Annotated in this window: 23 protein-coding genes, 1 pseudogene and 1 riboswitch; of the genes and pseudogenes, 13 read left to right on the top strand and 11 right to left on the bottom strand. The window is 66.2% G+C overall.

The features are described from left to right. Positions 1-68 precede the first annotated feature (68 nt). The gene (locus tag ACVBEQ_RS06740) at positions 69-953 is read left to right on the top strand and encodes a hypothetical protein (protein WP_447153509.1); all 885 of its coding nucleotides are present in this window, start codon (positions 69-71) and stop codon (positions 951-953) included. After that, positions 950-1,696 carry a nucleoside triphosphate pyrophosphohydrolase gene (locus tag ACVBEQ_RS06745; RefSeq protein ID WP_447153510.1) on the top strand — a complete coding sequence of 249 codons (747 nt, stop codon included), beginning with the start codon at positions 950-952 and terminating at the stop codon, positions 1,694-1,696. The genes ACVBEQ_RS06740 and ACVBEQ_RS06745 overlap by 4 nt, the downstream gene beginning before the upstream one ends. On the opposite strand, the gene ACVBEQ_RS06750 is transcribed toward ACVBEQ_RS06745, so the two are convergent. The 6 genes from ACVBEQ_RS06750 to ACVBEQ_RS06775 form a co-directional block, all read right to left on the bottom strand. Then, complete coding sequence (locus ACVBEQ_RS06750; RefSeq protein ID WP_447153511.1) at positions 1,689-3,326, bottom strand: ABC transporter permease; 1,638 nt, start codon at positions 3,324-3,326, stop codon at positions 1,689-1,691. The two genes, ACVBEQ_RS06745 and ACVBEQ_RS06750, sit on opposite strands and share 8 nt — an antisense overlap. Further along, the gene (locus tag ACVBEQ_RS06755) at positions 3,323-4,315 is read right to left on the bottom strand and encodes an ABC transporter ATP-binding protein (protein ID WP_447153512.1); all 993 of its coding nucleotides are present in this window, start codon (positions 4,313-4,315) and stop codon (positions 3,323-3,325) included. The genes ACVBEQ_RS06750 and ACVBEQ_RS06755 overlap by 4 nt, the downstream gene beginning before the upstream one ends. Next, positions 4,312-4,998, bottom strand: a complete 687-nt coding sequence (locus ACVBEQ_RS06760; protein WP_447153513.1) for a TetR/AcrR family transcriptional regulator — start codon at positions 4,996-4,998, stop codon at positions 4,312-4,314. Before ACVBEQ_RS06760 ends, ACVBEQ_RS06755 begins: the two co-directional genes overlap by 4 nt. A 103-nt stretch (positions 4,999-5,101) precedes the next feature. Beyond that, positions 5,102-5,536 (bottom strand): DUF1810 domain-containing protein, encoded by a 435-nt coding sequence (locus ACVBEQ_RS06765; protein ID WP_447153514.1) that lies wholly within the window; start codon positions 5,534-5,536, stop codon positions 5,102-5,104. Positions 5,537-5,570: 34 nt separating this feature from the next. Next, complete coding sequence (locus ACVBEQ_RS06770; protein WP_447153606.1) at positions 5,571-6,560, bottom strand: Gfo/Idh/MocA family protein; 990 nt, start codon at positions 6,558-6,560, stop codon at positions 5,571-5,573. A 77-nt stretch (positions 6,561-6,637) separates the two neighbouring features. Then, entirely contained in the window at positions 6,638-6,967 is a 330-nt protein-coding gene (locus ACVBEQ_RS06775; protein ID WP_447153515.1) for a hypothetical protein, read from the bottom strand. Between the two features lie 485 nt (positions 6,968-7,452). Between ACVBEQ_RS06775 and ACVBEQ_RS06780 the strand changes: the two genes are divergently transcribed. The 8 genes from ACVBEQ_RS06780 to ACVBEQ_RS06815 all read left to right on the top strand — a co-directional run bounded on the left by ACVBEQ_RS06780 (position 7,453) and on the right by ACVBEQ_RS06815 (position 16,200). Next, positions 7,453-8,697, top strand: a complete 1,245-nt coding sequence (locus ACVBEQ_RS06780) for an Nramp family divalent metal transporter (RefSeq protein ID WP_447153607.1) — start codon at positions 7,453-7,455, stop codon at positions 8,695-8,697. A 142-nt stretch (positions 8,698-8,839) separates the two neighbouring features. Continuing rightward, positions 8,840-9,694, top strand: a complete 855-nt coding sequence (locus tag ACVBEQ_RS06785; RefSeq protein WP_447153516.1) for a leishmanolysin-related zinc metalloendopeptidase — start codon at positions 8,840-8,842, stop codon at positions 9,692-9,694. A gap of 85 nt (positions 9,695-9,779) precedes the next feature. Continuing rightward, positions 9,780-9,897: riboswitch (SAM riboswitch) on the top strand. A 58-nt stretch (positions 9,898-9,955) separates the two neighbouring features. Beyond that, positions 9,956-11,272 (top strand): bifunctional o-acetylhomoserine/o-acetylserine sulfhydrylase, encoded by a 1,317-nt coding sequence (locus tag ACVBEQ_RS06790; RefSeq protein ID WP_447153517.1) that lies wholly within the window; start codon positions 9,956-9,958, stop codon positions 11,270-11,272. Positions 11,273-11,415: 143 nt separating this feature from the next. Beyond that, positions 11,416-12,498 carry a homoserine O-acetyltransferase MetX gene (gene metX / locus ACVBEQ_RS06795; protein WP_447153518.1) on the top strand — a complete coding sequence of 361 codons (1,083 nt, stop codon included), beginning with the start codon at positions 11,416-11,418 and terminating at the stop codon, positions 12,496-12,498. A gap of 75 nt (positions 12,499-12,573) precedes the next feature. Beyond that, positions 12,574-13,581, top strand: coding sequence for a glucose-6-phosphate dehydrogenase (coenzyme-F420) (fgd, locus tag ACVBEQ_RS06800; RefSeq protein ID WP_447153519.1), 1,008 nt, complete (start codon positions 12,574-12,576; stop codon positions 13,579-13,581). Between the two features lie 161 nt (positions 13,582-13,742). Continuing rightward, positions 13,743-15,029, top strand: coding sequence for a phosphopyruvate hydratase (eno, locus tag ACVBEQ_RS06805; protein ID WP_447153520.1), 1,287 nt, complete (start codon positions 13,743-13,745; stop codon positions 15,027-15,029). A gap of 214 nt (positions 15,030-15,243) precedes the next feature. Beyond that, complete coding sequence (locus ACVBEQ_RS06810) at positions 15,244-15,645, top strand: FtsB family cell division protein (protein ID WP_447153521.1); 402 nt, start codon at positions 15,244-15,246, stop codon at positions 15,643-15,645. A 21-nt stretch (positions 15,646-15,666) separates the two neighbouring features. Continuing rightward, positions 15,667-16,200 carry a DUF501 domain-containing protein gene (locus ACVBEQ_RS06815; protein ID WP_447153522.1) on the top strand — a complete coding sequence of 178 codons (534 nt, stop codon included), beginning with the start codon at positions 15,667-15,669 and terminating at the stop codon, positions 16,198-16,200. Between the two features lie 98 nt (positions 16,201-16,298). Here the strand turns inward: ACVBEQ_RS06815 and ACVBEQ_RS06820 are convergent. The 3 genes and pseudogenes from ACVBEQ_RS06820 to ACVBEQ_RS06830 form a co-directional block, all read right to left on the bottom strand. After that, positions 16,299-16,571: pseudogene (locus ACVBEQ_RS06820) on the bottom strand (acyl-CoA dehydrogenase family protein); the annotation flags it as partial. 90 nt (positions 16,572-16,661) lie between these two features. Further along, a complete protein-coding gene (locus ACVBEQ_RS06825) occupies positions 16,662-16,829 on the bottom strand; it encodes a hypothetical protein (protein WP_447153523.1) in 168 nt (55 codons plus the stop codon). A 292-nt stretch (positions 16,830-17,121) separates the two neighbouring features. Beyond that, on the bottom strand, positions 17,122-17,481 hold the full coding sequence (locus tag ACVBEQ_RS06830; RefSeq protein ID WP_473163166.1) for a hypothetical protein: 360 nt from the start codon (positions 17,479-17,481) through the stop codon (positions 17,122-17,124). On the opposite strand from ACVBEQ_RS06830, the gene ACVBEQ_RS06835 reads away from it, so the two are divergent. Continuing rightward, positions 17,368-18,636: a metallophosphoesterase gene (locus ACVBEQ_RS06835; protein ID WP_473163164.1), complete on the top strand. Its 1,269-nt coding sequence runs from the start codon at positions 17,368-17,370 to the stop codon at positions 18,634-18,636. The two genes, ACVBEQ_RS06830 and ACVBEQ_RS06835, sit on opposite strands and share 114 nt — an antisense overlap. An 82-nt stretch (positions 18,637-18,718) precedes the next feature. After that, a complete protein-coding gene (locus ACVBEQ_RS06840; protein ID WP_447153608.1) occupies positions 18,719-19,675 on the top strand; it encodes a Ppx/GppA phosphatase family protein in 957 nt (318 codons plus the stop codon). A 71-nt stretch (positions 19,676-19,746) separates the two neighbouring features. Here ACVBEQ_RS06840 and ACVBEQ_RS06845 read toward each other — a convergent pair whose 3' ends face one another. Together ACVBEQ_RS06845 and ACVBEQ_RS06850 are read right to left on the bottom strand one after the other, a co-directional pair. After that, positions 19,747-21,828 (bottom strand): glycoside hydrolase family 26 protein, encoded by a 2,082-nt coding sequence (locus ACVBEQ_RS06845; RefSeq protein ID WP_447153525.1) that lies wholly within the window; start codon positions 21,826-21,828, stop codon positions 19,747-19,749. A gap of 225 nt (positions 21,829-22,053) precedes the next feature. Next, entirely contained in the window at positions 22,054-22,638 is a 585-nt protein-coding gene (locus ACVBEQ_RS06850) for a serine O-acetyltransferase (RefSeq protein ID WP_447153526.1), read from the bottom strand. A 221-nt stretch (positions 22,639-22,859) separates the two neighbouring features. Between ACVBEQ_RS06850 and ACVBEQ_RS06855 the strand changes: the two genes are divergently transcribed. Then, positions 22,860-23,975, top strand: a complete 1,116-nt coding sequence (locus ACVBEQ_RS06855; protein ID WP_447153527.1) for an acyltransferase family protein — start codon at positions 22,860-22,862, stop codon at positions 23,973-23,975. Positions 23,976-24,251: the final 276 nt, after the last annotated feature.

The raw sequence follows: 24,251 nt of genomic DNA on the forward strand, positions 1-24,251 counted from the left end.
GGTCTATGGGAAGGTGTCGGGTGAGAACCGCGATATCGGCGGCTTCGAAACCCCGAAAGGTGGCACGGGTGTTGTCTGCTCGTCGAGTTGTGGCCGCGTTGGCCTTTGCCGGTGTGGTGGCGATGACGGCCACCGCGTGCGCCACCCAGGCCACGTCGGCCGCGCAGGTCGGAGACACCGCAATTTCCGAGGCCGCCATCTTCGACCGGACCACGGCGGTGGTCGACCAGGCGCAGGCAGCCGGGGCGGTCACGTTGGAACCCACGACGATCGCCGTCTTCAACAGGGCACAGGCCACCGCCGCCATCCGCAGCCAGCTGCTGGCGGTCGCCGCCGAGGACCGCGATGTCGTGGTTACCGATGAGCAGGTCAACACCGCGATGGCCGGCGGCAACGGGTCAGCAGCGGCCAGCCAGCTCGGTGCGCCCGAATCCATGGTGTCGGAGACTGTGCGGGATCTGCTCCGCCTTGAGGGCCTGGTCTCGACCCAGGCCCCCGAAGGGTCGCCGATCACCGATGTGACCGTGCGGATCGACGGTGTCTCGGTGCCGACGCGTGACGAGGCAGTGGCGACCAGGAGCCAGTTCCTCGCCGACCCCGCCGGAATCGACGGCATCATCGCCGCATCCACGTCGCCGGTGCAGCCACAGACGGTCAACCTCGTCCAGAACCCGACGGTGGCGCCGACGGGAGTCTTCAATGCGGAATCCGGCGATGTGATCGTGTACCCGAGCCAGGACGGCTTCTACGTGATCCGGGTGCTGGAGCGGACGGTCGAGCCGGGTGTGCTGACGGCTGCTGACCTCAGCGCCCAGGAGCTCGTCGGAAAGTTTGACCTCGGCGCACTCCTACTCGCCCCGTACGCCGAGCAGGCGGGCGTCACGGTCAACCCGCGCCTGGGCGTGTGGGATCCGCTGAGCATGCAGGTTGTGCCGGGCGGCAGCGGGTTGTGACGGCCCCGGAACCGCAGCAGCCGGGTCACCGGTTGGTCGACGCGGTCTCGGTGATGAACACGTTGCGGTCGCCGGGCGGCTGCCCGTGGGATGCGGAACAGACCCACGCCTCGTTGCTGCGCTACCTGATCGAGGAGTGCTACGAGTTGGTCGAGGCCGTCGAGCAGGGCGACCGGGCGGCCATCCGCGAGGAGCTCGGCGACGTGCTGCTGCAGGTCCTCTTCCACGCCAGAATCGCGGCAGAGGACCCACCGTCAGCAGACGGATTCGACATCGACGACGTTGCCGGTGACCTCGTGGACAAATTGGTCCGGCGTCATCCGCATGTATTCGATCCCGGTTCCGACCCGGTCCACACCTCCTCCGACCAGGAACGCCGTTGGGACGAACTGAAGAAGACGGAACGCGGCCGCTCGGGAGCGCTGGACGGCGTCGCGTTCGGCCAGCCGTCGACGGCGCTGGCCGCCAAGCTCGGGTCACGGGCGGCCAAGTTCGGCCTGTCGGTCGACCCGCCGCACGGCGAGAGCCCCGCTGAGGCGATTTTCCGGATTGCCTACGCCGCCGGCGCCAGGGGCGAGGACCCCGAATCGGCACTGCGGGCGGTCGCCGTGGCCCACGCCGCCGCGCTGACAGCTGCTGAGCGCGACACCGCTGAGCTTGAGGCCGCTGAGCGCGACCCCCTGAGCTCGACAGCCCCTGAGCGCGACGCCGCGCAACCCGAGGTGGCGGCCGAACTCAGTTGACGTCCCGCCGATGGAACCCGACGACGCCGGCCGCGACGAGTGCGACAGCGAGCGCTAGAAGCCAGATCAGCGGTCCCCAGCGAACTTCCTGCGTCGGCACGGTGGGGATGTGGGTGAACGGCGAGAGGTTCATCAGCCACTGCGGCAGTTGCAGCAACGGACCGAGCTGGCCGAGCAGCAGCGCAGCCACCAGCGCGGCCCAGGCGAGTCCGGTCAGGCGCGGAAACACACCGAAGAGGGCGACGGCGAACGCGCCGAGGACCAGTACGGCTGGCATCTGGACGACCATCGCGCCCAACGCGGCGGTGAAACCGCCGGACATGTCGCCGGTCTGCAGGCCGTTCACCACACCCGCCACAGCCCCCGCGACGGCCAGCAGGACCACCGGCCCGAGGATCACGAAGACCAGATGGCTGACCATCCACCGCGGCCGGCCGACCGACGTCGCCAGGACCGGCCCCACCCGATCGGACGACTCCTCGGTGCTCATCCGCAGCGCCGCCGAGATGCTGTAACCGGCCGCGATCAGACCCGCGATCGCCCCCATCGTGGACAGCAGGATGTCCGTGAGCGCACCGGCGCCGCCGATCTTCTCCAGCAGTTGCGTCAACTGCGGGTTGTCCGTCAGCAGGTCACCGCTGGTCGATGCGACCCCACCGGTCACCGCTCCCAGCAGGACGAAGCCGGCGGTCCAGCCGATCAACGAGCCGCGCTGCAACCTCGTGGCCAGTGCGAAAGGCCCGGCAAGGCGGGAATTCGTGGACGGTCCGAGTCGGGCCGCAAACATGCCAAGACCCAGGTCGCGCCGCTCCAGCAGCCACCCGGCGACGGCCAGTGCTGCCACTGTCGCCAGCACGAAGAGGCCGAGGACGGCCACGTTGTTCTCGCCGAACGGGCGGACGTGACCCGCCCAGCCCTGCGGGCTGAGCCAGGTCAGCCAGCTCAGCCGGCTCTCGACGTCACCCACCGCCCGGAGCGCGAACGTTACGGCCACCACGGAACACGCGATACCCAATGCGGTGCGGGCACTCTCGGCCAGCTGGGCGGCAACCGCGGCGACGCCGGCGAACACCAGTCCGCAGCCGGCCATCGCAGCCCCGAACAGCAGCGATCCAGCTGTGGACTCCCCACTGCCGATGCCGGCCGCCGCGACGATGACGCCGATCGCCAGGCTGGCACCGATGGCGACCGCCACCGCGGCCACCAGCGGGGCTGCCCGGCCCACGACGGCGGAGGCCAGCAATTCGGTTCGCCCCGCTTCCTCGTCGGCGCGGGTCCGCCTGATGACGGTGAAGATCGCCATCAGGCCGACCAGAGTCGTCCCGACGGCGCCGATCCGCCATGCACCGATCCCGCCGACCGAGGTGTCGGCGATGGGCCCGGTGATGGCGAGAAAGGACGGGTTGCCGGAGATGGACAGGGCGAGAGCCGTGCGTTCTGCCTGCTCCGGATAGAGCGCGCCGATCGCCGAGAAGGTCGACGCCGCGACCGCTCCGATTCCGAGGATCCAGACGATCAGCGGAAGCCGCTCCCGACGGAGGTTCAATCGGATCAGGCTGGTCGTGCCGGTGAAACGATTCCGGGTCGCGCGGCCGGTTGCGGGGGCCTGGCGCTCTGCGACGGCGGTCATCGGACGACTGCTTTCTCGTGCCGCCGGAGCCGCCGGGCGCCATGTTGGCGGGTTGATCCGTTGCTGTTCGGGTCCGCTTCGACCCGGTCCCCGTAGTGCCGCAGGAAGAGCTCCTCCAAGGTCGGCGGGGTGGCGGTGAGACTGCGCACCCCGCCGTCCACCAGCGTCCGGAGGACGCGGTCCAACTCGGCGGAATCAACGTCGAAGCGTGCCCTGTTGCCCTCGACCACCAGATCGTGCACACCCTGGCCGCCCTGCAGTGCAGCAGGTATGACGTCCAGTTCCGCGCTGATGGCGGTCCTGGTCAGGTGCCGCAGTTCCGACAGGGTGCCGGTCTCGACGACCGCTCCGGATCGGATGATGCTGACCCGGTCGCACAGCGCCTCGACTTCCGACAAGATATGACTGGATAGCAATACTGTTCTGCCGCGCTGCTTCTCGGTGTTGATGCAGTCCTGGAAAACGGCTTCCATCAACGGATCCAAGCCCGTCGTCGGCTCGTCCAGGATGAGCAGCTCGACGTCGGACGCGAGCGCCGCGACGAGCGCCACCTTCTGCCGGTTGCCCTTTGAGTAGGCGCGGCCCTTCTTGCGCGGGTCCAACTCGAAGCGTTCGAGCAGTTCGTCCCGGCGCCGGGTGTCGATACCGCCGCGCAACCGGGCCATCAGATCGATCACCTCCCCGCCGGAGAGGTTCGGCCAGAGACTGACATCTCCTGGCACGTACGCAAGGCGGCGGTGCAATTGCACGGCGTCGCGCCACGGATCGCCACCGAGAACCTGAGCCGAACCGGCGTCCGCGTGCAGTTGGCCGAGCAGGATTCTGATCGCGGTCGACTTCCCGGATCCGTTCGGACCGAGGAAACCGTGCACCTCGCCGGTCCGCACGGTCAGGTCCAGGTGGTCGAGGGCGGTGACCGGACCGAAAGTCTTGACGACACCGTTGATGGTGATTGCGTTGATGGTGACTGCACTTTCAGACGTACTCATGCTGACTGGCCTTTCCGCTCCGAGACAGATGACGGCGCATTGCCGGCGGGGGTGGTGGCGGCCCTGTACGCATCCAGGTAGTCGGGGGATGTATAGAGCCCGTAGGTGAACAACTCCAAGGCCGGAACGGTCAGCCGATCACCGACCGTCTGCAGGACCTCGTCCGCGGCGGTGCCCGGCGGCGCGATGTGACCGGCAAACGTCAAAATGCCGAGTTTGAACAGCGTGACCATCTCGGCGCGCGCCCGCTCATCGCCGGTCGGCCTGGCAATGCCGGCAGCGACCGCGGCGCCGAGGTATGTCTCCATGTCGGCGACCAGCCTTTCCATCAGCCGGTCCGCGAACTCGCCACCCTCGATCAGCGCGGTGGTCAGGTAGGGAGCGATGAAGGTGAACTCGGGTCGTCTGGCGAGCATTGCCAGCATGTCCGCCGGAGCCAATTGCGATGCAGCCTGGACCGTTTGCTCATCGATGAGCGCGGTGACATGCGCGTCGCATGCCTCCCGCAGTCCGTCCTTCGATCCGAAGTGGTGGATGACGAGGCCCGCCGAGACACCTGCTTTCTCTGCGACCGCCCGCACCGTGGTCCTTCGGAAGCCGTGGGACCCGAAGTAGGCGATCGCGGCGTCCCGAATCTTTGCCCGGGTCGTCAGATCCGCGATCTGTCGAGGTGCTGAACACATGCTCAAGATACTAAACGCTTGTTCAGTGGTCGCGCCACAGATTTCTCCGCTTTCAGGCAACGCCGGAATTCGGAGCCTCGATGCAGCGCGATCGAAGGTCAGATCAACGGGCGAGCAACCGATCGGTCGCCGGGTCGGCGGTGCCGCTGAAGAACCAGTCGAGGACCAGTTGGAACACCAGTTGATCCGGTGCGGCGCGCAGGAACAACGTCATCGAGGACCTGAGCTTCATTGCGTCGATGGACCCCAGGATCTGTTCCGCCGTTCTGTCGTGGTGTTGAACGACGGCGGCCGCAGACCCCAGGAGTCGCGGGCCGAGTACGGGGTGCTCCAGGTAGGCCTTCGCCTCCGCCAGGGAGGAGATCGCATACTGGCGCGCTATCGGACTCTGCCCCAAGCCGGCAATCTGCGGGAAGACGAACCACATCCAGTGCGAGGTCTTACGGCCGCGACGCAATTCCCCGAGCGCGGTTGCGTACGTGCCGGCGGAGTCCTGGGCTCGGACGAACCGTTGGAGATCGAAGGAATCGCCGGTCACGCTCGCTCCCTCGGATGGGCGGGAGTCTCGGCGTTCATTCGCCGGGGAATCGCACGCCGACCTGCCGCCGGACCTCGTCCACCGTCTGCAGGACGGAGATCGTCTCGGCCGGTGGAAGCAGGGGCGATTCCGTCGCGCCGTCGGCCACCAACTGCGCAAGGTGGGCTGCCTCGAAGCACAGCCCGTGGTGTCCGGTGATGGGATCCTCCGGCCGCACCAGGCGCCGACCGTCGTTGGCGGTGAGCGTCAGAACGGCGGGCCCGTAGAACGGGCCCGAGATCTCGATACAGCCGGCGGTGCCTGAGATCGATGCGGTGGTCGGCGTTTTCGAGGACAATGTCGTGTTCAGACAGGCCTGGGCGTCTCCGGACGTCAAGACCATGGAGACCTGTGCGTCAACACTGGTCTCCGTCAGGGAGCCGGTCGCGTCAATGTGGTCGGGCCGGCCGAGAACGAAAGAGGCGAACGACACCGGGTACACACCGAGATCCAACATCGCCCCGCCGGCCAATCCAGGATCGAAGAGTCGGCTTTTCGGGTCGACGTCGAAGTACTGGCCGTGATCGGCCAGCACCGTTGTGACCGTGCCGAGCGCACCGTCCGCCAACAATTGCCTGACGACGTCGGTCTGCGGGAGGAACCGCGTCCACATGGCCTCCATGACCAGGACATTCGCCGCTCGGGCGGCCGCGATGACCTGCGACGCTTCGCCCGCATTGCGCGTGAAGGCCTTCTCCACCAGGACCGGTTTCCCCGCCCCGATCGCCAGGAGGGCCTGCGCTCGGTGCTCGCTGTGCGGCGAGGCCACGTACACGGCGTCCACCTCGGGATCACCGACCAGTTGTTCGTATGACGAGTAGGCGCGTTCGGCACCGTGCCGTGCGGCGAACAGTTGAGCCCGCTCCAGCGAGCGGGATCCGACCGCGACGAGTCGCTGGCGCGTGTTGCGGAACATGGCATCCGCGAACGCGCCGGCAATCCGCCCGGGAGCAAGAACGCCCCAACGGAGGGGCGGTGCCTCCATCGGGTCGGGCGTGCGGGAGAGCGGTAAGGCGGTGGGGAACCCATTCACGTGACGCATGCTGCCACGTTCGGCGATGCTCAGGGGCTGACCAGGCGCTCCCGGCGGCCGGATTCGGCGCTCGCTGCAGTCAGGTGCTCGCGGGCTGCGCCCATCGCTCCGCGGTTTCGCCGGACCAGCGGCCGCTGCTCGACGAACCTGTTGAGGTGCACCGGAGACGACCGCTGGAGTTCGACGAACGCATCGGAAGCACTCAGCACCAGGTCGGCAACCCGCTTCTTACCCTTGCGGAGGGACCGGACCTGCTCCCGGCTGACCACGTGCTCGCCGCAATACAGAACGGCCCACAGCAGGCCGGTGGAATCTCGTTCGACCTGACCCACATAGGTCGCGGTGACGGGACCGCTCACGTTGACCACCTTCCGCCGTTCAGTCAGCCTGTGGAGCGGGTTTGCGCCGTACCTGCTCCTGTGGAGAGCCGGTAGGTCACTCAGGACATTCGATCGGTTGTTCCACCGTTTGGCCTACGACGATTGTGGTCGATATGACGTATTGACGCCAGAACCCATTGGTATGCACCTTTAGGGGACTGTGGTCACACTGAGTTGCATTACGGCCCCGTCGTCCCTCTTTGACTGGGTTTCTCGGAGTCCGGGCGATTTGCCGCCCTGATCAGCTCTGCATGGTTGTAACTGAACGTATCCGTGAACTGCGTTGCGTAGTCAAGGTGACCGGTCGGTTGACGCCGGTTTCGGACACCGGCTCATCGGGGGATGGCGGCCGGTGACGGGTGGCGCGTATCTCAGGGGGTCCGGTGGGCGCACCCGGTGCTCGATGGATCACGATGGACGGCGTGAAGCCTGCCGACCGTGCCGGCGCCGCGCAACCCGATGCAGTGCCGGCGGATGCCTTCGAACCGAGCCGGTGGCGGCGGATCGTGGTGCGAATGGGCCTGCTGGGCCCGGCGTTCGTCGCTGCGGTCGCCTATGTGGATCCGGGCAATGTGGCCACCAATTTGCAGGCCGGCGCGCGGTACGGCTATCTGCTGGTGTGGGTGCTGGTGGTCGCGACCGCGTCGGCGGGGGTCGTTCAGTTCCTCTCGGCGAAACTCGGGGTGGCGACCGGCGCCTCCCTCCCCGAGCTGGTCGGTCAGCGTCTCGGACGGCCGGCGCGGATCAGCTATTGGCTGCAGGCCGAAGGCGTCGCGATGGCCACTGACCTGGCGGAGGTCATCGGTGGCGCGATAGCTCTCGCCCTGCTGTTCGACGTGCCGTTGGTGCTGGGCGGCTTCATCGCGGGTGTCGTGTCGCTGGCCATGCTGTCGGTGCAGAACCGGCGCGGTCAGCGACCGTTCGAGCGCGTCATCACCGGGTTCCTGCTCATCATCGCGATCGGCTTCCTGGCCGGTCTCTTCGTCGCGCCGCCCTCGCCGGCGGAGGTCGCAGCGGGATTGATCCCCCGATTCGACGGGCTCGACTCGGTGCTGCTGGCGACCGCGATGCTGGGCGCCACCGTGATGCCACACGTGGTGTATCTGCATTCCGCGTTGAGCCGTGACAGGTTCGGGAAGGTCGCACCCGGACCGACTCGGCGTCGCCTGCTCAGTGCCACCCGAACCGACGTCTTCTTCGCCATGATCCTGGCCGGCACCGTGAACATCGCCATGCTGCTCCTGGCCGCGTCTGCGCTGCGGGGTCAGCAGGGCGTTGACACGATCGAGGGCGCGCATGCTGCGGTGACGGACTCGCTCGGCCCTGCGGTGGGCACCCTTTTTGCGGTCGGCCTGCTCGCCTCGGGTCTCGCGTCGACGTCCGTGGGGTGTTACGCGGGCAGCGTGATCATGGAGGGACTCATCCGCATTCGCGTCCACCTCCTGGTGCGCCGGGTGATCACGCTGATCCCCGCACTGATCGTGCTGGCGATCGGGGCGGACCCGACGACGGTGCTGGTTATCTCCCAGGTAGTGCTGTCCTTCGGCCTGCCCTTCGTGTTGGTCCCACTCCTGCGGCTGACGTCCGATCGCTCCCTGATGGGTGATGCGACGAACGGTCCGGGAGTGCGGGCGGTCGGCTGGTTGATCACCGCGGCGATTGTCAGCCTGAATGCGTTGCTCATCGTCGGCGTGGTCATCGACTTCTGACCCCGGCCGCTGCGGCGGTGGGCCGCCGACCGGCTGTCGGTCGTGCCTGCCACCATCGTGATGTGTCCCCGATAGGGGTCACGGACAGCCCCGCCCGCAGATCCCCTGCTGCGCAAAGGGAATAAGGGCATCGGAGGACACCATGTCGAACTTCACGAGCTACTACGCCGTCGCCGACGCAGGCAAGGCAGGCCGACTGGCCGATACCGCATCACCGTTCACGATCGAGGTCCGGTTCCTCGGGGGCCTGACCGAGCAGCAGCAACAAGCATTCAGTTCCGCGGCGGATCGGTGGACCCGGATGATCGTCGGCGACCTGCCATCGGTGGTCGTCGACGGTGAGACCATCGACGACCTGCTGATTCTCGCGCAGGGCGAGGACATCGACGGCGCCGGCAGCCTCCTCGGCCAGGCCGGGCCGACCGCACTGCGACCGGCGACCGCGGGAAGCGCGGCGCTGCTACCGGCCAAAGGTCTGATGTCGTTCGACACCGCGGATCTCGCCCAGATGGAAGCCGCCGGAACGCTGGTCGATGTGATCGCCCACGAGATGGGCCACGTCCTGGGGGTCGGTTCGATCTGGCGGCAGAAGGGTATGCTCGAGGGCGCTTCCACCAACAACCCGCTGTTCTCCGGCCCGGCCGCGATGGCGGCATACGCCGAACTGTTGGGGGTACCGGCGCCCAGGCTTGTCCCGGTCGAGAACACCGGGGGAGTCGGCACCCGCGGGTCCCACTGGCGGGAGGCGATCTTCCGGCAGGAGTTGATGAGCGGCTTCATCGGATCGGCCGGGAACCCCTTGAGCCGGCTGACGGTCGGCAGCCTCGCAGACCTCGGGTACCAGGTCGACCTCGAGGCCGCGGAGCCCTACACCTTGACGGATCTGCTGCACCGGGCGGAAACGGCTGATCTCACAACCCATGTCGCGCCGATCGACCGTGGCGTGATGCTCCCGATGATTCCCCAGGTCCTGCCCGCCGAGGCTCTTGCCGGTTGACCTGCCGGCCAACGGCCGTCATTGGCTCGCCACCGGACTTTCGGAGCCGTCGCGCCGCTCGAGGTTGATGGCTACACTCGCGCGAGGTCATGAGTTCCAGCACCAAGCCCCGGCTCGCTGGACGGCAACCCTCCACACGCGGTGGGGTGCCCCGGGTGATGACCAGGCGGATCACCGAACCCGGTGATCCGCAAGCGCGGGTCCGCGGACACCGGACCCTGTATCCGTGGACCTCCGTCCACGGCTCAGAGGAGCACATCAATGAGCCCGAACTGGTCCTTCGAGACCCGCCAGATCCATGCCGGCCAGACGCCCGACCCGACCACAAAGGCGCGGGCCCTGCCGATCTACCAGACGACCTCTTACGCATTCGACTCCTCCGAGCACGGGCGCAAGCTGTTCGCGCTCGAGGAGCTCGGCAACATCTACACCCGGATCATGAACCCGACCCAGGCGGTGGTCGAGGACCGGATCAACTCGCTCGAGGGCGGTGTCGGTGCCCTCCTGGTGGCGTCGGGCCAGTCTGCCGAGACGCTCGCCATCCTGACCATCGCCGAGGCCGGCGATCACATCGTGTCGTCTCCGCGGCTGTACGGCGGCACCTACAACCTGTTCCACTACACGCTGCCCAAGCTCGGGATCACGGTGAGCTTTGTCGACGATCCCGACAGCCCCGAATCCTGGCGCGCTGCCGTCCAGCCGAACACCAAGGCGTTCTACGGCGAGTCCATCTCGAATCCGCAGCTCGACGTCCTCGACTTCGCCGCTGTCGCCGCCGTCGCACACGAGGCAGGTGTGCCGCTGATCGTTGACAACACCGTGCCCACGCCATATCTCATCCGGCCGTTCGAGCACGGCGCCGATATCGTCGTCCACTCCGCGACCAAATACCTCGGCGGGCACGGCACCGCGATCGGCGGTGTCATCGTCGACTCCGGTAACTTCGACTGGGTCGCCAACGCGGAGCGGTTCCCGAACTTCAACACCCCCGACCCCAGCTACAACAACCTCACCTGGGGCGTCGATCTCGGCCCGGAAGGTCTGTTCAAGGCCAACGTGGCGTTCATCTTCAAGGCCCGGTTGCAGGGCCTCCGCGACATCGGGCCGGCCATCTCGCCGTTCAACGCGTTCCTGATCTCGCAAGGCGTGGAGACGCTGTCGCTCCGGATCGACCGGCACATCGCCAACGCGACCAGGGTCGCGCAGTGGCTCAGTGGACGGGACGAGGTCGCGTCGGTGTCCTACCCCGGCCTGGAATCGAGCCCGTGGCATGCGAATCAACTGAAGTACGCCCCGCTCGGAGGCGGCCCGATCGTCGCGTTCGAGATCAAGGGCGGGGTCGAGGCCGGCCAGACGTTCACCGATGCGCTGGAGTTGTTCACCAACCTGGCCAACATCGGTGACGTCCGTTCGCTGGTCATCCATCCCGCGTCCACCACCCACGCGCAGCTGTCGCCGGCGGAGCAACTCACCACCGGGGTGACCCCGGGGCTGATCCGGCTGGCGATCGGGATCGAGCACATCGACGACATCCTGGCCGATCTGGAGGCAGGCTTCAGGGCCGCCAAGGCAGAGTGACCGCCGCAGCAGACAGATCGACCGTCACCACGTCCCCGATCACCACGCCCCCAACCACCACGTCTTCAACCGCCACGTCTTCAACCGCCACGTCCCTGGTCACGACGACTCCGGACAGTTCGGGGTCGGCCCGGGGCGGGCCGTTGGGCGCACGGAAGTATGCGTCCATCGGACCGCTGACCACCGAGTCCGGGCGGCGGTTGGACGACGTGACCATGGCGTTCCAGACGTGGGGGACGCTCAATCCAGCGCGGGACAACGCCGTGCTCGTTCTGCATGCGCTCACCGGTGATGCGCATGTGGTCGGCCCGCAAGGTCCGGATCAGCCCACCCCCGGCTGGTGGGATGGGCTGATCGGGCCGGGCGCGCCGATCGACACCGACAGCCATTTCGCGATCGCAGCCAACGTGCTGGGTGGCTGTCGCGGCTCGACAGGGCCCTCGTCCGGTGCGCCGGATGGTCGGCCGTACGGATCCCGTTTCCCGCAGATCACCGTGCGCGACCAGGTGGTAGCCGAGGCCGCACTCGCCGACCTGCTCGGCATCACCAGGTTCGCCGCCGTGCTGGGTGGGTCGATGGGTGGCATGCGCGCGCTCGAATGGGCAATCCACGATCCGGACAGGGTGGCCCGTTGCATCGCCATCGCGACCTGCCCATACTTCACCGGCGATCAGATCGCCTGGAGCGTGCCGCAACTCGGTGCGATCCGGGCCGACGTGAACTTCCGCGGCGGCGACTACTACGACGGTGAGCCACCTCTCGCCGGGATGGCCCTCGCCCGGCAGATCGCACACACCACCTACCGGTCGGCCCTCGAGTTGGATACCCGGTTCGGTCGTGGCCCGCAGGGCGACGAAGATCCGATGACAGGTGGCCGGTTCGCGGTTCAGTCCTACCTCGAACACCACGGGCGAAAGCTCGGTCGGCGGTTCGACCCGAACTCCTACCTGGTGCTGACCGAGTCGATGAACTCCCACGACATCGGTCGTGGCAGAGGCGGTGTGGATGCCGCCCTGCGCCGAATGACAGCTGAGCTCACGGTCGCCGTCGTCGATTCAGACCGCCTGTTCCCGCCTGCTCAGGGCGAGCTGCTGGCGACCGCTCCGACAGCCCGTCCGCTGATCACCCTGCATTCCGATTACGGGCACGACGGCTTCCTGATCGAGGCCGAAGCGATCGCCGCGGTCGTCAGGGACGCAATGGCCACCGCCCCGACTACCGGGTGATGGGGCCGCCTGTCGGTCATTAGGCTGGCCGGCACCGGCTGCGCCGCCGATCTGCGAACCAGAAGGAGTCACCTCATGCCGTTGCGACTGGGCTACAAGGCATCTGCTGAGCAGTTCGGCCCTGTTCAGCTTTCCGACTTCGCCGTCCAGGCGGAGCAGGCGGGTTTCGATTCGGTCTTCATCTCCGACCATCTGCAACCCTGGCGGCATGACGGCGGCCATGCCCCCGCGGCGCTGCCCTGGCTGGGAGCGGTGGGCGCCAGAACCGAGCGGGTGCTCCTGGGAACCTCCGTGCTCACCCCCACCTTCCGCTACCACCCGGCCGTCATCGCGCAGGCCTTCGCCACGCTCGGCGTGATGTATCCGGGTCGGGTGATCCTGGGCGTCGGGTCGGGCGAGTCGCTCAACGAGGTGCCGCTGGGGCTCGAATGGCCGGAGGGCAAGGAGCGCTTCGCCCGACTGAAGGAGGCTGTCACGCTGATCCGTGAGCTGTGGTCGGGCGAGCGGGTCACCTTCGACGGCACCTACTACCGGACCGACAAGGCCACGATCTACGACCGACCAGAGGTACCCGTGCCGATCTACATCGGTGCGTCGGGGCCTGCGGCAACGCGGCTTGCCGGCCGGGTCGCCGACGGCTTCATCACCACCTCCGGCAAGGCGGACTCGCTGTACTCCGAGACGCTGCTGCCCGCGCTGGCCGAGGGCGCCGGCAAGGCCGGCCGCAGACTCGACGACCTCGACCTGCTGATCGAGATGAAGGTGTCCTTCGACCCGGACAAGGCCCGCGCCCTGGACGACACCAGGAACTGGGCAGCCCTTGCCCTGACACCGGAACAGAAGAGCGGCGTCGAGGACCCCATCGAGATGCAGCGGCTCGCGGATGAGCTCCCCGTCGAGCAGGCCGCCTCCCGATGGATCGTCTCCGACGACGCGGACGAGCACGTGGAGAAGATCAAGCGATATCTCGACCTCGGGTTTCGGCATCTCGTCTTCCACGCCCCCGGTACCGACCAGCCCCGTTTCCTGGAGCTCTACGGCGAGCAGGTGCTGCCGAGGATCCGCGCTCTCGCCCTGCCGTGAGCGCTCGGCGGCCGAAGGGCCCGACGCGCTGGCGAGTCCGGCGAGAGCCGCAGGGGGTTCGCCTCTAGGCTTGGTCCGTCATCGGCTCGTCCGTGCGACTGAGCCGGTGGCCGGCAACACGCTGTCAGCCCCAACCACCCGCAAGCGAAGGGATGTGCCCTGTGGCGGCCATCGAACTGATCGGTGCACGCGAGATCCTCGACTCCCGAGGAAACCCCACGGTCGAGGTAGAGGTGGCGCTCGACGACGGTTCACTTGCTCGCGCCGCAGTGCCCTCCGGCGCCTCCACCGGCGAGCACGAGGCCGTCGAGCTGCGAGATGGTGACGCCGACCGCTACCTGGGCAAGGGCGTCCTGAAGGCGGTCGAGTTCGTGCTCGAGGAGATCGGGCCGGCACTGATCGGATATGACGCGATCGAACAGCGCGTCATCGATCAGAAGCTGATCGACCTCGACGGGACGCCGGACAAGGGCCGTATCGGCGCGAACGCCATCCTCGGTGTTTCACTCGCGGTCGCCAAGGCTGCGGCGGAGTCCGCCGAACTCGAGCTCTTCCGCTACATCGGCGGCCCGAACGCGCACATCCTGCCGGTCCCGATGATGAACATCGTCAACGGCGGCGCGCACGCGGACAGCGGCGTGGACGTCCAGGAATTCATGATCGCCCCGATCGGCGCGCCCACCTTTCGCGAGGCGCTGCGCTGGGGAGCCGAGGTCTACCACTCCCTCAAGTCGGTGCTCAAGAAGGCCGGCTTCTCGACGGCGCTCGGTGACGAGGGTGGCTTCGCACCCGCCGCGTCGTCCAGCAAGGCCGCCCTGGATCTGATCTCGGATGCGATCACCAAGGCAGGCTTCGGATTCGGCAGCGACGTGGTCCTCGCGATGGATGTCGCCGCCACCGAGTTCCACAACAACGGCGCCTACAGCTACGAGGGCAGCCCCCGGACCTCGGACGAGATGATCGCCATCTACACCGATCTCATCGCCAACTACCCGATCGTCTCGATCGAGGATCCGCTGTCCGAGGACGACTGGGAGGGCTGGATCTCGATGACCACCCAGCTCGGCAACAAGATCCAGATCGTCGGTGACGACCTGTTCGTCACCAACCCGGAACGGCTGGAGGATGGCATCGCCCGCGGCGCCGCCAACGCCCTGCTGGTGAAGGTGAACCAGATCGGCACCCTTTCCGAGACGCTGGACGCGGTGAGCCTGGCTCACAACGCCGGCTACCGCTGCATGATGAGCCACCGATCGGGCGAGACCGAGGACACCACCATCGCCGATCTCGCCGTCGCAACGGGATGTGGCCAGATCAAGACCGGCGCCCCGGCCCGATCGGAGCGGGTGGCGAAGTACAACCAACTGCTCCGCATCGAGGAGAACCTCGGTGACGCGGCCCGCTACCTCGGCGAGCTCGCGTTCCCGCGGTACACCGTGGGGTCCTGACACTGTCATGAAACCGCCGCCCCAGCGCCGCCCCGGGGCTGGTCCGCGAGGCTCACGCGCCTCCCGGACCGGCGCCGCCGGGGAACGTACTGCACAGTCCGGCGCCGGCCGGCGTTCGCGGGCGGCGTCATCCCGGCCGGTCGCGAGCCGGCCGGCCACCGCGCCGGCCGCATCGGCGACAGGAGCGGCCCGGCGGTCGGGCCGGACGGTCACGATGGGGTCCCTCCCGGGACGAGCTCTGCTGCCGCAGTCGACGCTGGCCCGCCAGGTGGCCGTGCTGGGTGTGGTGCTGTGTGCCATCGCGCTGTCAGTCGCTTTCCCGCTGCGCAGCTACCTGGAGCAGCGGACGGCGCTCGCTCAGGCCGTGTCAGCACAACAGGACCTCGAGCAGCAGCGCGACGAGCTGCAATCCCGCAAGACCGCGCTCAACGATCCGGATTACGTTGCCGCGGAGGCCCGCCGGAGGCTCCAGTACGTCACGCCCGGCGACACGGTCTTCGTGGTGCACGCACCGGCAGTCGCTGCTGCTTCCGATGCCGCCGTTGCGGGACGCGGTGCCGAGGAGCCCTGGTACGGAAGCCTCTGGTCGACGCTGGCCGAAGGTAGCTCGCAATAAGCGCGCAGGAGCAGCACTGACGTGCAGGACGAGTGGGAAGCCGTCAGCAGCACCGACCGCGAAGTGCTGACAAGAGAGCTCGGTCGGCCACCGCGCGGCCTGCTGGCCGTCGCGTATCGCTGCGATCACGGCGTACCGGCGGTCGTCCAGACGGCGCCCCGGCTCCCGGACGGCACACCGTTCCCGACGTTGTTCTACCTCTGCTGTTCCGAGCTCAATGCTGCCGTGAGCCGGATGGAATCGGTCGGCGTCATGCGTGAGATGACGGCCGACCTGCAGGCGGATCCGGACCTGGCCGACCGCTACTGGTCGGCGCACGAGCACTACCTGCAGATGCGGAACGCACTGGACGACCTGGGCATCCCGGTCACCGCCGGCGGCATGCCCGACAGGGTGAAGTGCCTGCATGTGCTGGTGGCCCACTCGCTGGCCATGGGCCGCGGAGTCAATCCGCTGGGTGATCGTGCGGTCGATGCTTTGCCGGGCTACTTCCGCGGGGGCCCGCCCTGCGCGCGGCTGTCGCCGGTCATCCCGTCCGCTCCGAATGGGGCGTGACGTCCGCGACCAACGGCCCTGAGTGCCGCGGGACCTGTTGCACCCGAGGCAAACTCGCCGAACCCCCGATCGCCGTTGCCTTTCAGTCTGGTTTCGCAGTCCAGCGCGGTCACTGTTCCGGACCCCTCCCGGATACTGTTCAGCGGGGACTCCCTGAGCAGTCGCGCCATCGGGTAGGTCTCGACATAGCCGTTGCCGCCCAGACACTCCAGGGCTTCGGCGATCATCGGCACCGCCCGCTTGCAGATCCAGAACTTCGACATCGGGAGCGCCAGGCGAAGGAGTGCGGCGTCGTCCGGCCGGGTTCCGCCGACCAACGACGCGAGCCGCATCGCCGTCAGCGTCGCTGCCCACGATTCGACGGCGAGATCGGGCACAGACAGGTGGCCGGACACGGTGTGCGTCCACAGGTAGAAGCCGGCCGCGCGCAGCAGGTGGGCATCCGATGCGGCGTCGGGTGCCTAGGCAGCCGCTTGGAGCCCTGCCCGCACAGCCCTGGACATCAGCAGATGCCAGGCGGGGGATTCGACCTCGTCGACCCGGTTTCCAGCGCGGTCGTAGCTGTGCAGGACCCAAGTCACAGGCATTCGCGAGCCGTTCCGCGTCAGCAAGCTCGGCCGAACCCGCATCCACCACGAGGGCACGGAGTTCCGGCGTCAGCGGTGCGCCCGCCGCCGCCAGGCCAGCCCGGAGGGCCGGGTCCGCGGCGCTGACGTCGATTCCGACCAGAGGTGGCACCTGGTCTGCGCCGTAGAGGGCGACGCTCATGCGGGACCTATGGATCAGTCGACGAGGCCGACGTGCCGTCATCCTTCCGCACGACCGCGAGGCGAAACGAAGGCGCAAGGACTCGAGTTCACCCTTATGGACCTCCATATGGCTGATCGACTTGCGCGCATGGTCGTGATGTCGTTCGGACCGTCATTTCATCATGCTGAACCAGTTCCGTTCGCTGATCAGAAGGGCCGTCCAATGACCCAGCCATGGCGACAGCAGGTCCGGCACCGTATCAGCGCAGCGATGGCCGTCGTGATGGTGCTCACCCTGCTCACAGTGCTCCGCACCTCCGAGACAGCTGTGGCCGCGGTCGCGCGCGCCAGCTCGCCGTGCGCCGCCATGACAGTGCCGGTCTTCCAGCGGATCAATCCTTCGACGTCGGCCACCCTGCTGACCCGCTCGCGCAACGAGAGCGTAGGTGTGGCCCGCCGCGGGTTCACCGACAATCGAGGTTTGCCGTTCAAGGCCGCTGCCCGGCCGGCTGCCGGCCTGGTGGCCGCCCATCGAATGCACCTTCCGCGGGTCGGCAACTTCGTCTGGATGACCAGCCCCACCGAGATCGCCCGCGCCAAGAAACAGGGCTACCGGGACCAGGGCGTCAATTTCTACGTCTCCAGCAAGCCCCGCACCTGTCTGGCTCCGGTCTACCGATACCGGAAGGCCGGCTTTCATCGGTTTGCGATCGGCGACGTGAGCCGCGCAGCCGCTGCGGCCGCCGGTTGGCGCCAGGAAGGAGTTGCCTTTTATGCCGCGCCTCCGTCGCCCGAGCCGGCCGGTGATACAAGGTTCAGCATCGTCGTCTACCCCGACACGCAAGGAGAGGTGACGAGACACGACGACCCCCGATTTCTCGACCGGACGCGGTGGACGGTCAAGAACAGACGCACCCTCGATACGCGATTCGTGATCCAAACAGGGGACTTGGTCAACTGGGACTCAGCGGGCCACGAGCAATTTCACCGGGCCAGTGCCGGTATGAAGATGTTGGACGACGTCAGAATGCCGTACGCCATAGCGGTCGGCAATCATGACACAGGCGTCGTCTGCGGCAGTGGCTCCGCCTGTCCCGGGAAGAAGCCGTGGATCGCCGTCCGCGACACATCAACGATCAATCGCTTCTTCCCGCCGACCAGATTCTCGGCGATGCGAGGTCAGTTCGAGCCACGAAAGATCGACAACTCGTTTCTCACTTTTTCCGCAGGAGGTCGTGACTGGTTGGTATTGAGTGTCGAACTGTGGCCCAGGGCGTCGGCCGTGCAATGGGCGAAGAGCGTCATTCGCTCGCATCCGACTGACAATGTCATCATTGCGACCCACTCGTACCTGCAACCGAACGCTACGATCTTCCAGCGGAACGGAGGGTACGGAGCCAATTCACCGCAGTACATCTACGAGCAGTTGGTGCATCCCTACCCCAATGTCAGGCTGGTTCTGTCCGGCCATGTCGGCGACGCCGCCGCCAGGGTGGACACCGCGCAACAAGGTAATTCCGTCGTTGCGCTCCTCGGCAACTTCAGCACCACCAAGACCAACCCCACCCGGATCCTCGACATCGACACCGCCTCGAACACCGTGAGCACGCGGTTCTACGCCCCTTACACGAACACCGATTACCCGCAGTTCAGCCGCACCTTCTATGGAATGAGCTGGGTCGGCTGAGCCGCGACTCCGGCACCGACGCCGGCAGTGCCGGTTGCGCGGAAGGCGCTGGGGTACGGTCCAGTTCGTGACAGCCGAGCCCATGCGCGTCGCGGCCATCGACTGCGGCACCAATTCGATCAGGCTGCTCGTCGCCGACGTTGTCCGCGACGTGGACGGCACCCCGCAACTGGTCGACGTGCACCGCGAGATGCGGGTGGTCAGGCTTGGCGAGGGGGTCGACGCCACGGGCCTGCTGTCCACCCATGCCATCGACCGGACCTGGCGGGCGCTGGCCGACTACGCGGCGGTGATCCGTGCCTCGGGTGTTGTCCGGACCCGGATGGTGGCCACCTCCGCGACGCGTGACGCGGCGAACCGGGCCGACTTCACCGACATGGTGACCTCCACGCTGGGCCAGCCGCCCGAGGTGATCAGCGGCGGCGAAGAAGCTGAGTTCTCATTCGCCGGCGCGGTCGGGGAGCTGGATACCCGCAGCGGATCCTTCCTGGTGGTCGACATCGGTGGCGGCTCCACGGAGATGATCGTGGGCACCCGGTCAGCCTCGGGCAGCCGGATCACCGGGTCGGTGAGCCTGGACATCGGCTGTGTGCGGATCACCGAGCGCGTCCTGGGGTCGGACCCGCCCACCCCGCAGCAGCGCGCCGAGGCTGCCCGTTGGGCGCGGACAGCGTTGTCCGATGGTCTCGATCAACTGCCGGTCCGCACGGTGCGCTGCCTGGTGCCGGTCTCGGGAACCGCAACCACCGTTGCGGCCGCGGCCCTGAAACTGCCGTCCTACGATCCAGCTCGCATCCACCTCTCCCGCATACCGGCGGAGCAGGTGCACAAGGTGGCGGATTTCCTGCTCGGCGCCAACCGGTCGCACCGGGCGGCGCTCGGCTACATGCACCCCGGGCGGGTGGACGTGATCGGTGGCGGCGCACTCATCCTGTCCACCCTGGTCCGGTTGGTGGCCGAGCGCACCGGTCTCACCGAGATCACCGTGTCCGAGCACGACATCCTCGACGGTATTGCGCTCTCACTTGCCCCTGTATGAGCCTGAAACCGGGGTATACCCGACGGGTTGCATCGACAGCCGGGCGGATGTTGGCGAATCAGGAGATCTCCTCACCACAGCTGGGAGTACTTCTCAGCAGACTTCGGACTCTTTGATCCACTGACAGGAAATAGATCGAACTGATGGTTGCCTTGGATGTTGTTGAAAACGTTCTCATATCGAATGTTCCCGGGACCGGACCCTGCGTGCGCGACAAAGAAGTCGTGCATCTGCTGTATGTAGGCCGGCGCGTCACCCGTCTCGTTCCAGTTGATTCCCCATTCCGATATGCCCATCGGTACGCCATGGTCCTGAGCGAACTTTCGGTGAGACTCCAAACCCACCGGTGCTCCGTACCCATCGGCTTTGATGCCCGTCGAGTTGCCGGACCTCTTCCAATGATTCGAGTACCAGTCCGTGGAGTAGACATCCACATACTTGTCTCCGGGCCACAGGGTCCGCCAATCGTAGGACTGCCCGGACGTGTCACCATTGGTCCCGAATACCAACTTCGCCTGCGGAAAGATGGCCTGTTTCAAATTGTAGAATCTGATCCATGCCAGCCTGAAGTTGGCGACGTCACCGGCCGCGACCGAATGACTGTACCAATTTCCGTTCATTTCATGGGCGAATCGGATATACATCGTGTTGTCAGCCCGATTGCCGGTCATGACTCGCTTACCGGTATTCAAGACGGCGGACCAGGTCGAGTCCATACCGCCTGAGGCGGCTTGCGCCCAGGAGTTGCCGGCCCAGATGGCGCCTATTGCCAGGTCAACGTCACCGTTCCAAGTGCGAAGCTCACCGTTGGATGCAGTGAACTGCCACATGTTCCTTGCGTTGTCCGCTGTGTTTTCCGACCAAGTGGTAACTATGTCAAGGGGATCACCTCGCCACTGCCCGAAAGACCCGTTGGCAATCAGGTCCCCTTGCCCACCTGCTCCCGAAAGCCAGGTTCCCTGCGGCGTAGATGGCGTCGTGGTGATCGGTGGCGGGGTGGTGGTGGGGTTGCCGGTAGTCGCGGCGACCGGGGCGGTGTAGACCTCGGCCCGGTCGATGTTGATCGTTGGTGACAAGCCGGCTGACTTGCGTCCGGTCACGGTGATGGAGATGGAGTGTCGGCCGACAGGGAGTACAGGGGACGTGAAGATGGTGGCGGGCGTCTGGGTACCTGCGTAATAGTCGATGTCGGTCGTCGCGCGACCGTCAACGGAGACGGCTGCTATACCGCCCGCCAGTTCTTTGTAGCCGTGGATTCTGGCCTGAGATCCGTAGAACGTGAAAACGGCTTTGTCTCCGGTGGTGTATCCGTAGTGGAAGCTGTTCTGGTAAGCGGTTGCGTTGCAGCCACCGCAATTGGTCCACGATAACCCCGTGTACGAGAATGAGTTGGTTCCCGATGTCACCTTGTCGTCGACTGCAGTTGGTACCACGATGCTGGGCGTGGCCGAGGTGGTGGTTGGCGGTGTCGTGATCGTGGGCGATGCGGTATTCGTCGCGCTGGAATTGCTGGTGACTGTAGGGGAAGTGGTGTAAACCTCAGCACGGTCGACGTTGATCGTGGTTGAGGATCCGGCTGTTTTCCGTCCCGTGACGGTAATGGTGACGGTGTGACGGCCGACGGGTAGTACGGGGGTGGCGAAGACGCTGGTGAGGGCCTGAGTGTTTGCGTAATAATCGACGTCGGCTGCGACTCGACCGTCGATCGAGAACGCGGCTATTCCGCCGGGTCGTTCTTTGTAGCCGTGGATTCTGGCCTGAGATCCGTAGAAGGTGAAGACGACCTTGTCTCCGGTGGTATATCCGTAGTGGAAGCTGTTCTGATAGGCGGTTGCGTTGCAACCACCGCAATTAGTCCACGACGACCCCGTGTAGGAGAAGTAATTCGTCCCGGAGGTCACCTTGTCGTCAACGGAAGTAGGCACGACCGCTCCTGCAGCGATGGGACTTTCTGCAACGATGGACAGACCGACAAGGAGTGCCGAAGTAATCAGGAAGACAAAGTATCGTCGTATTGCAACTTTTCCGACGTACACCAGAAAACTCGGTCGACGGTTTCGAGAATGGCCGTTGTTGTTCAGATTAACTTGTGCTCGATGCGGTGGGAAATCGGTCTCGAGATTGGGACTGCCTGTGATACGCGGAACGCCCATGGCGACACTTCTCTCTGAGACGTGGAGTCGGACGTCGACTCCTATAACTCAGAGTATTTGGGCGACTACGAAGAGTCATCGACCATCTGACAGTAGTTCGTCTGATGCACCTGCGGTGTCCCCGCCGAGATACCTATCGTTGACTGAAGCAAACGAATCATGCTTCAGGTAGAGCCTGGATCAGGCTTTTCAACTGTCGCGCGGGTCGCTCCGCGCTCCCACGGCTCAATCAGATTGCCGAATGTATGTAGCGTGTCGCTCTGATCGTGGGCGGCTGACGGCCGGAGATCCAGTGGCGACGCTGTCTGCCGGCACATCATGCGTGACAACGGCACCAGCACCGATGATGACCCGATCACCGATATGCACGCCGCCCAAGACCGCGGCACCCGCGCCGATGACCACGTCGTTCCCGATCTGCGGCTGGCCCGGGCGCGCACCGTCTCCCAGGGTCACGCCGTGGTACATCCGGAGGTTGCGGCCGACAGTCACCTGGGGTCCCACCACAATCCCGACGCTGTGCATCAGGCATAGCCCTGGACCGATGCTGGCCAGCGGACTGAGCTCCGTCCCAGCCGCCCTGATGGCGCGTCCCTGGATCAGGTAGGCCGCTGCGAGCAGTCGTCGGCGTGCGAGGACCTGGCTGATGCGGAAAAAGATGACTGCCCTGACCCTCGGGTACAGGATCGCCTTGGTTACCGTGCGCAGCAGCCCTCCGCGTTGCCCCTCCGATACGCCGACCATGTGCCGCAGGTCCTCAGGCAACGATCCACGCACCGGGCGATTGGTCATTAAGAATGATGCACTCATCGATCGCTCCTCCGACTGGCTGCCCGGCGCAGCAGCGTATCGGACCCAGCCCTGAGACCAGTCCGGCTGTTGCGCGGCGTGAGGAGGGGGCCTATCAGCAGTGCGCCCCGACTTTGACCTACACTTCCGCCCAGTTTGGATGACCCAGGGTGACGACGGTGAACCCACCCTCACCCCTTCGTGAGATCACGACTGCGACGCCGAGATGACGAGGGTGACGAGTGACAGCCGTATCGGTGAAGCTCCAGAACGTTCAGGCGCTGCGCGCGGTGGCCGCGCTGGCAGTGGTCCTGGCACACATCGGTGATCCAGACGGAATCGAGAACAGCTGGTTACAGGGCGAGCATCGATGGTTAACGGCATTCGACCGACCGGGAAACGCCGGCGTCGACCTCTTCTTTGTGATCAGCGGTCTCATCATGTTCGTCACCACTTCCAGGCTCGCGGCCGGTGCTGCGGGCAGCCGTCGGTTCCTCGTCCGTCGTGCAACCCGGATCTACCCCGCCTACTGGGTGGCGACGTTGCCCGCTTTGATGCTGTTCCTGATTGCGCCGTCAATGGTCAATTCCTCGCAGGAGCACGCGCCGCGGATCTTCGAGTCGTTGCTGCTCCTGCCGCAATCGGGACTTCCGTTGCTCCTCGTCGGCTGGACCTTGACCTTCGAGTTGTACTTCTACCTCGTCTTCGCCCTGACTTTGCTGGCGCCGGCGCGGCTCCGACTTCCGCTGCTGATTGCTTGGGGCATGTTGACCGCGACGCTCGCGGTCGTGCTCGCTGACTCTGTCAATCCGTGGCTCGGCCTGATCAGTGCTCCGATCTGCTTGGAGTTCCTCTTCGGTGCTGTCGTCGGATGGCTGGTCGTGAGCGGCAGGTTCCTGTTCCCGACCGCAGCTGCCATCGTCGGCGGATTGTCGCTCGGACTGGCCGTCTGGATCGGTGGCGACAACTTTCCGGGAGATTGGTACCGCGTCGTTCCGGCAGGTGCCCTCATCGCAGTGTTCGTCTACGGCATGGTCGGGTTGGAGGCACGGGGCGGTTACGTGGCCCCACGCTGGTTGCAGAAGTTGGGGGACGCGTCTTACTCGATGTATCTGTGGCACGTCTTGATCCTTGCCGGACTCGGGCGCTTCCTGCTGATCCGGCTGCCTGACAACCCCGTCGCGCATGCTGTGGGGCTTGCGCTCGCGATCGGCGCGGTGCTCATCGGTTCCTTGCTGGCCTACCGGTTCGTCGAGCAGCCGCTGTTGCGTCTGTCGCGGAACGGAAGATCAGGGCGGACGCCGGCCGTGGCAGCTCGCGGACGGCACCGGACTCAGGTGCCCAACAAGGCGGATTAGGGACTCCTAGGAGTCGGCCGATCCGCTGACACGAAGTGACCGTGAACGAGGAACGATCCGGACCACTAGGGCATTTGCACCCCGATCACCAGTCAGGCGCACACCATGTGCCACCGCACGGTAGTGGTTCTAGGCCGCATTCAGCCGAACGAGGCCGTTCTGCGCCCGAAAGGACGTATGATCTTGCCGCCGGCATGAATAGGGTTGTCGGTGCTGGGGGGCGGGTTGCTCCGTGCCCGGGGTGGGGGCTGAGAGGCCCGTGCGAGTTCGCACGGC

The organism is Nakamurella sp. GG22 (assembly GCF_052976845.2).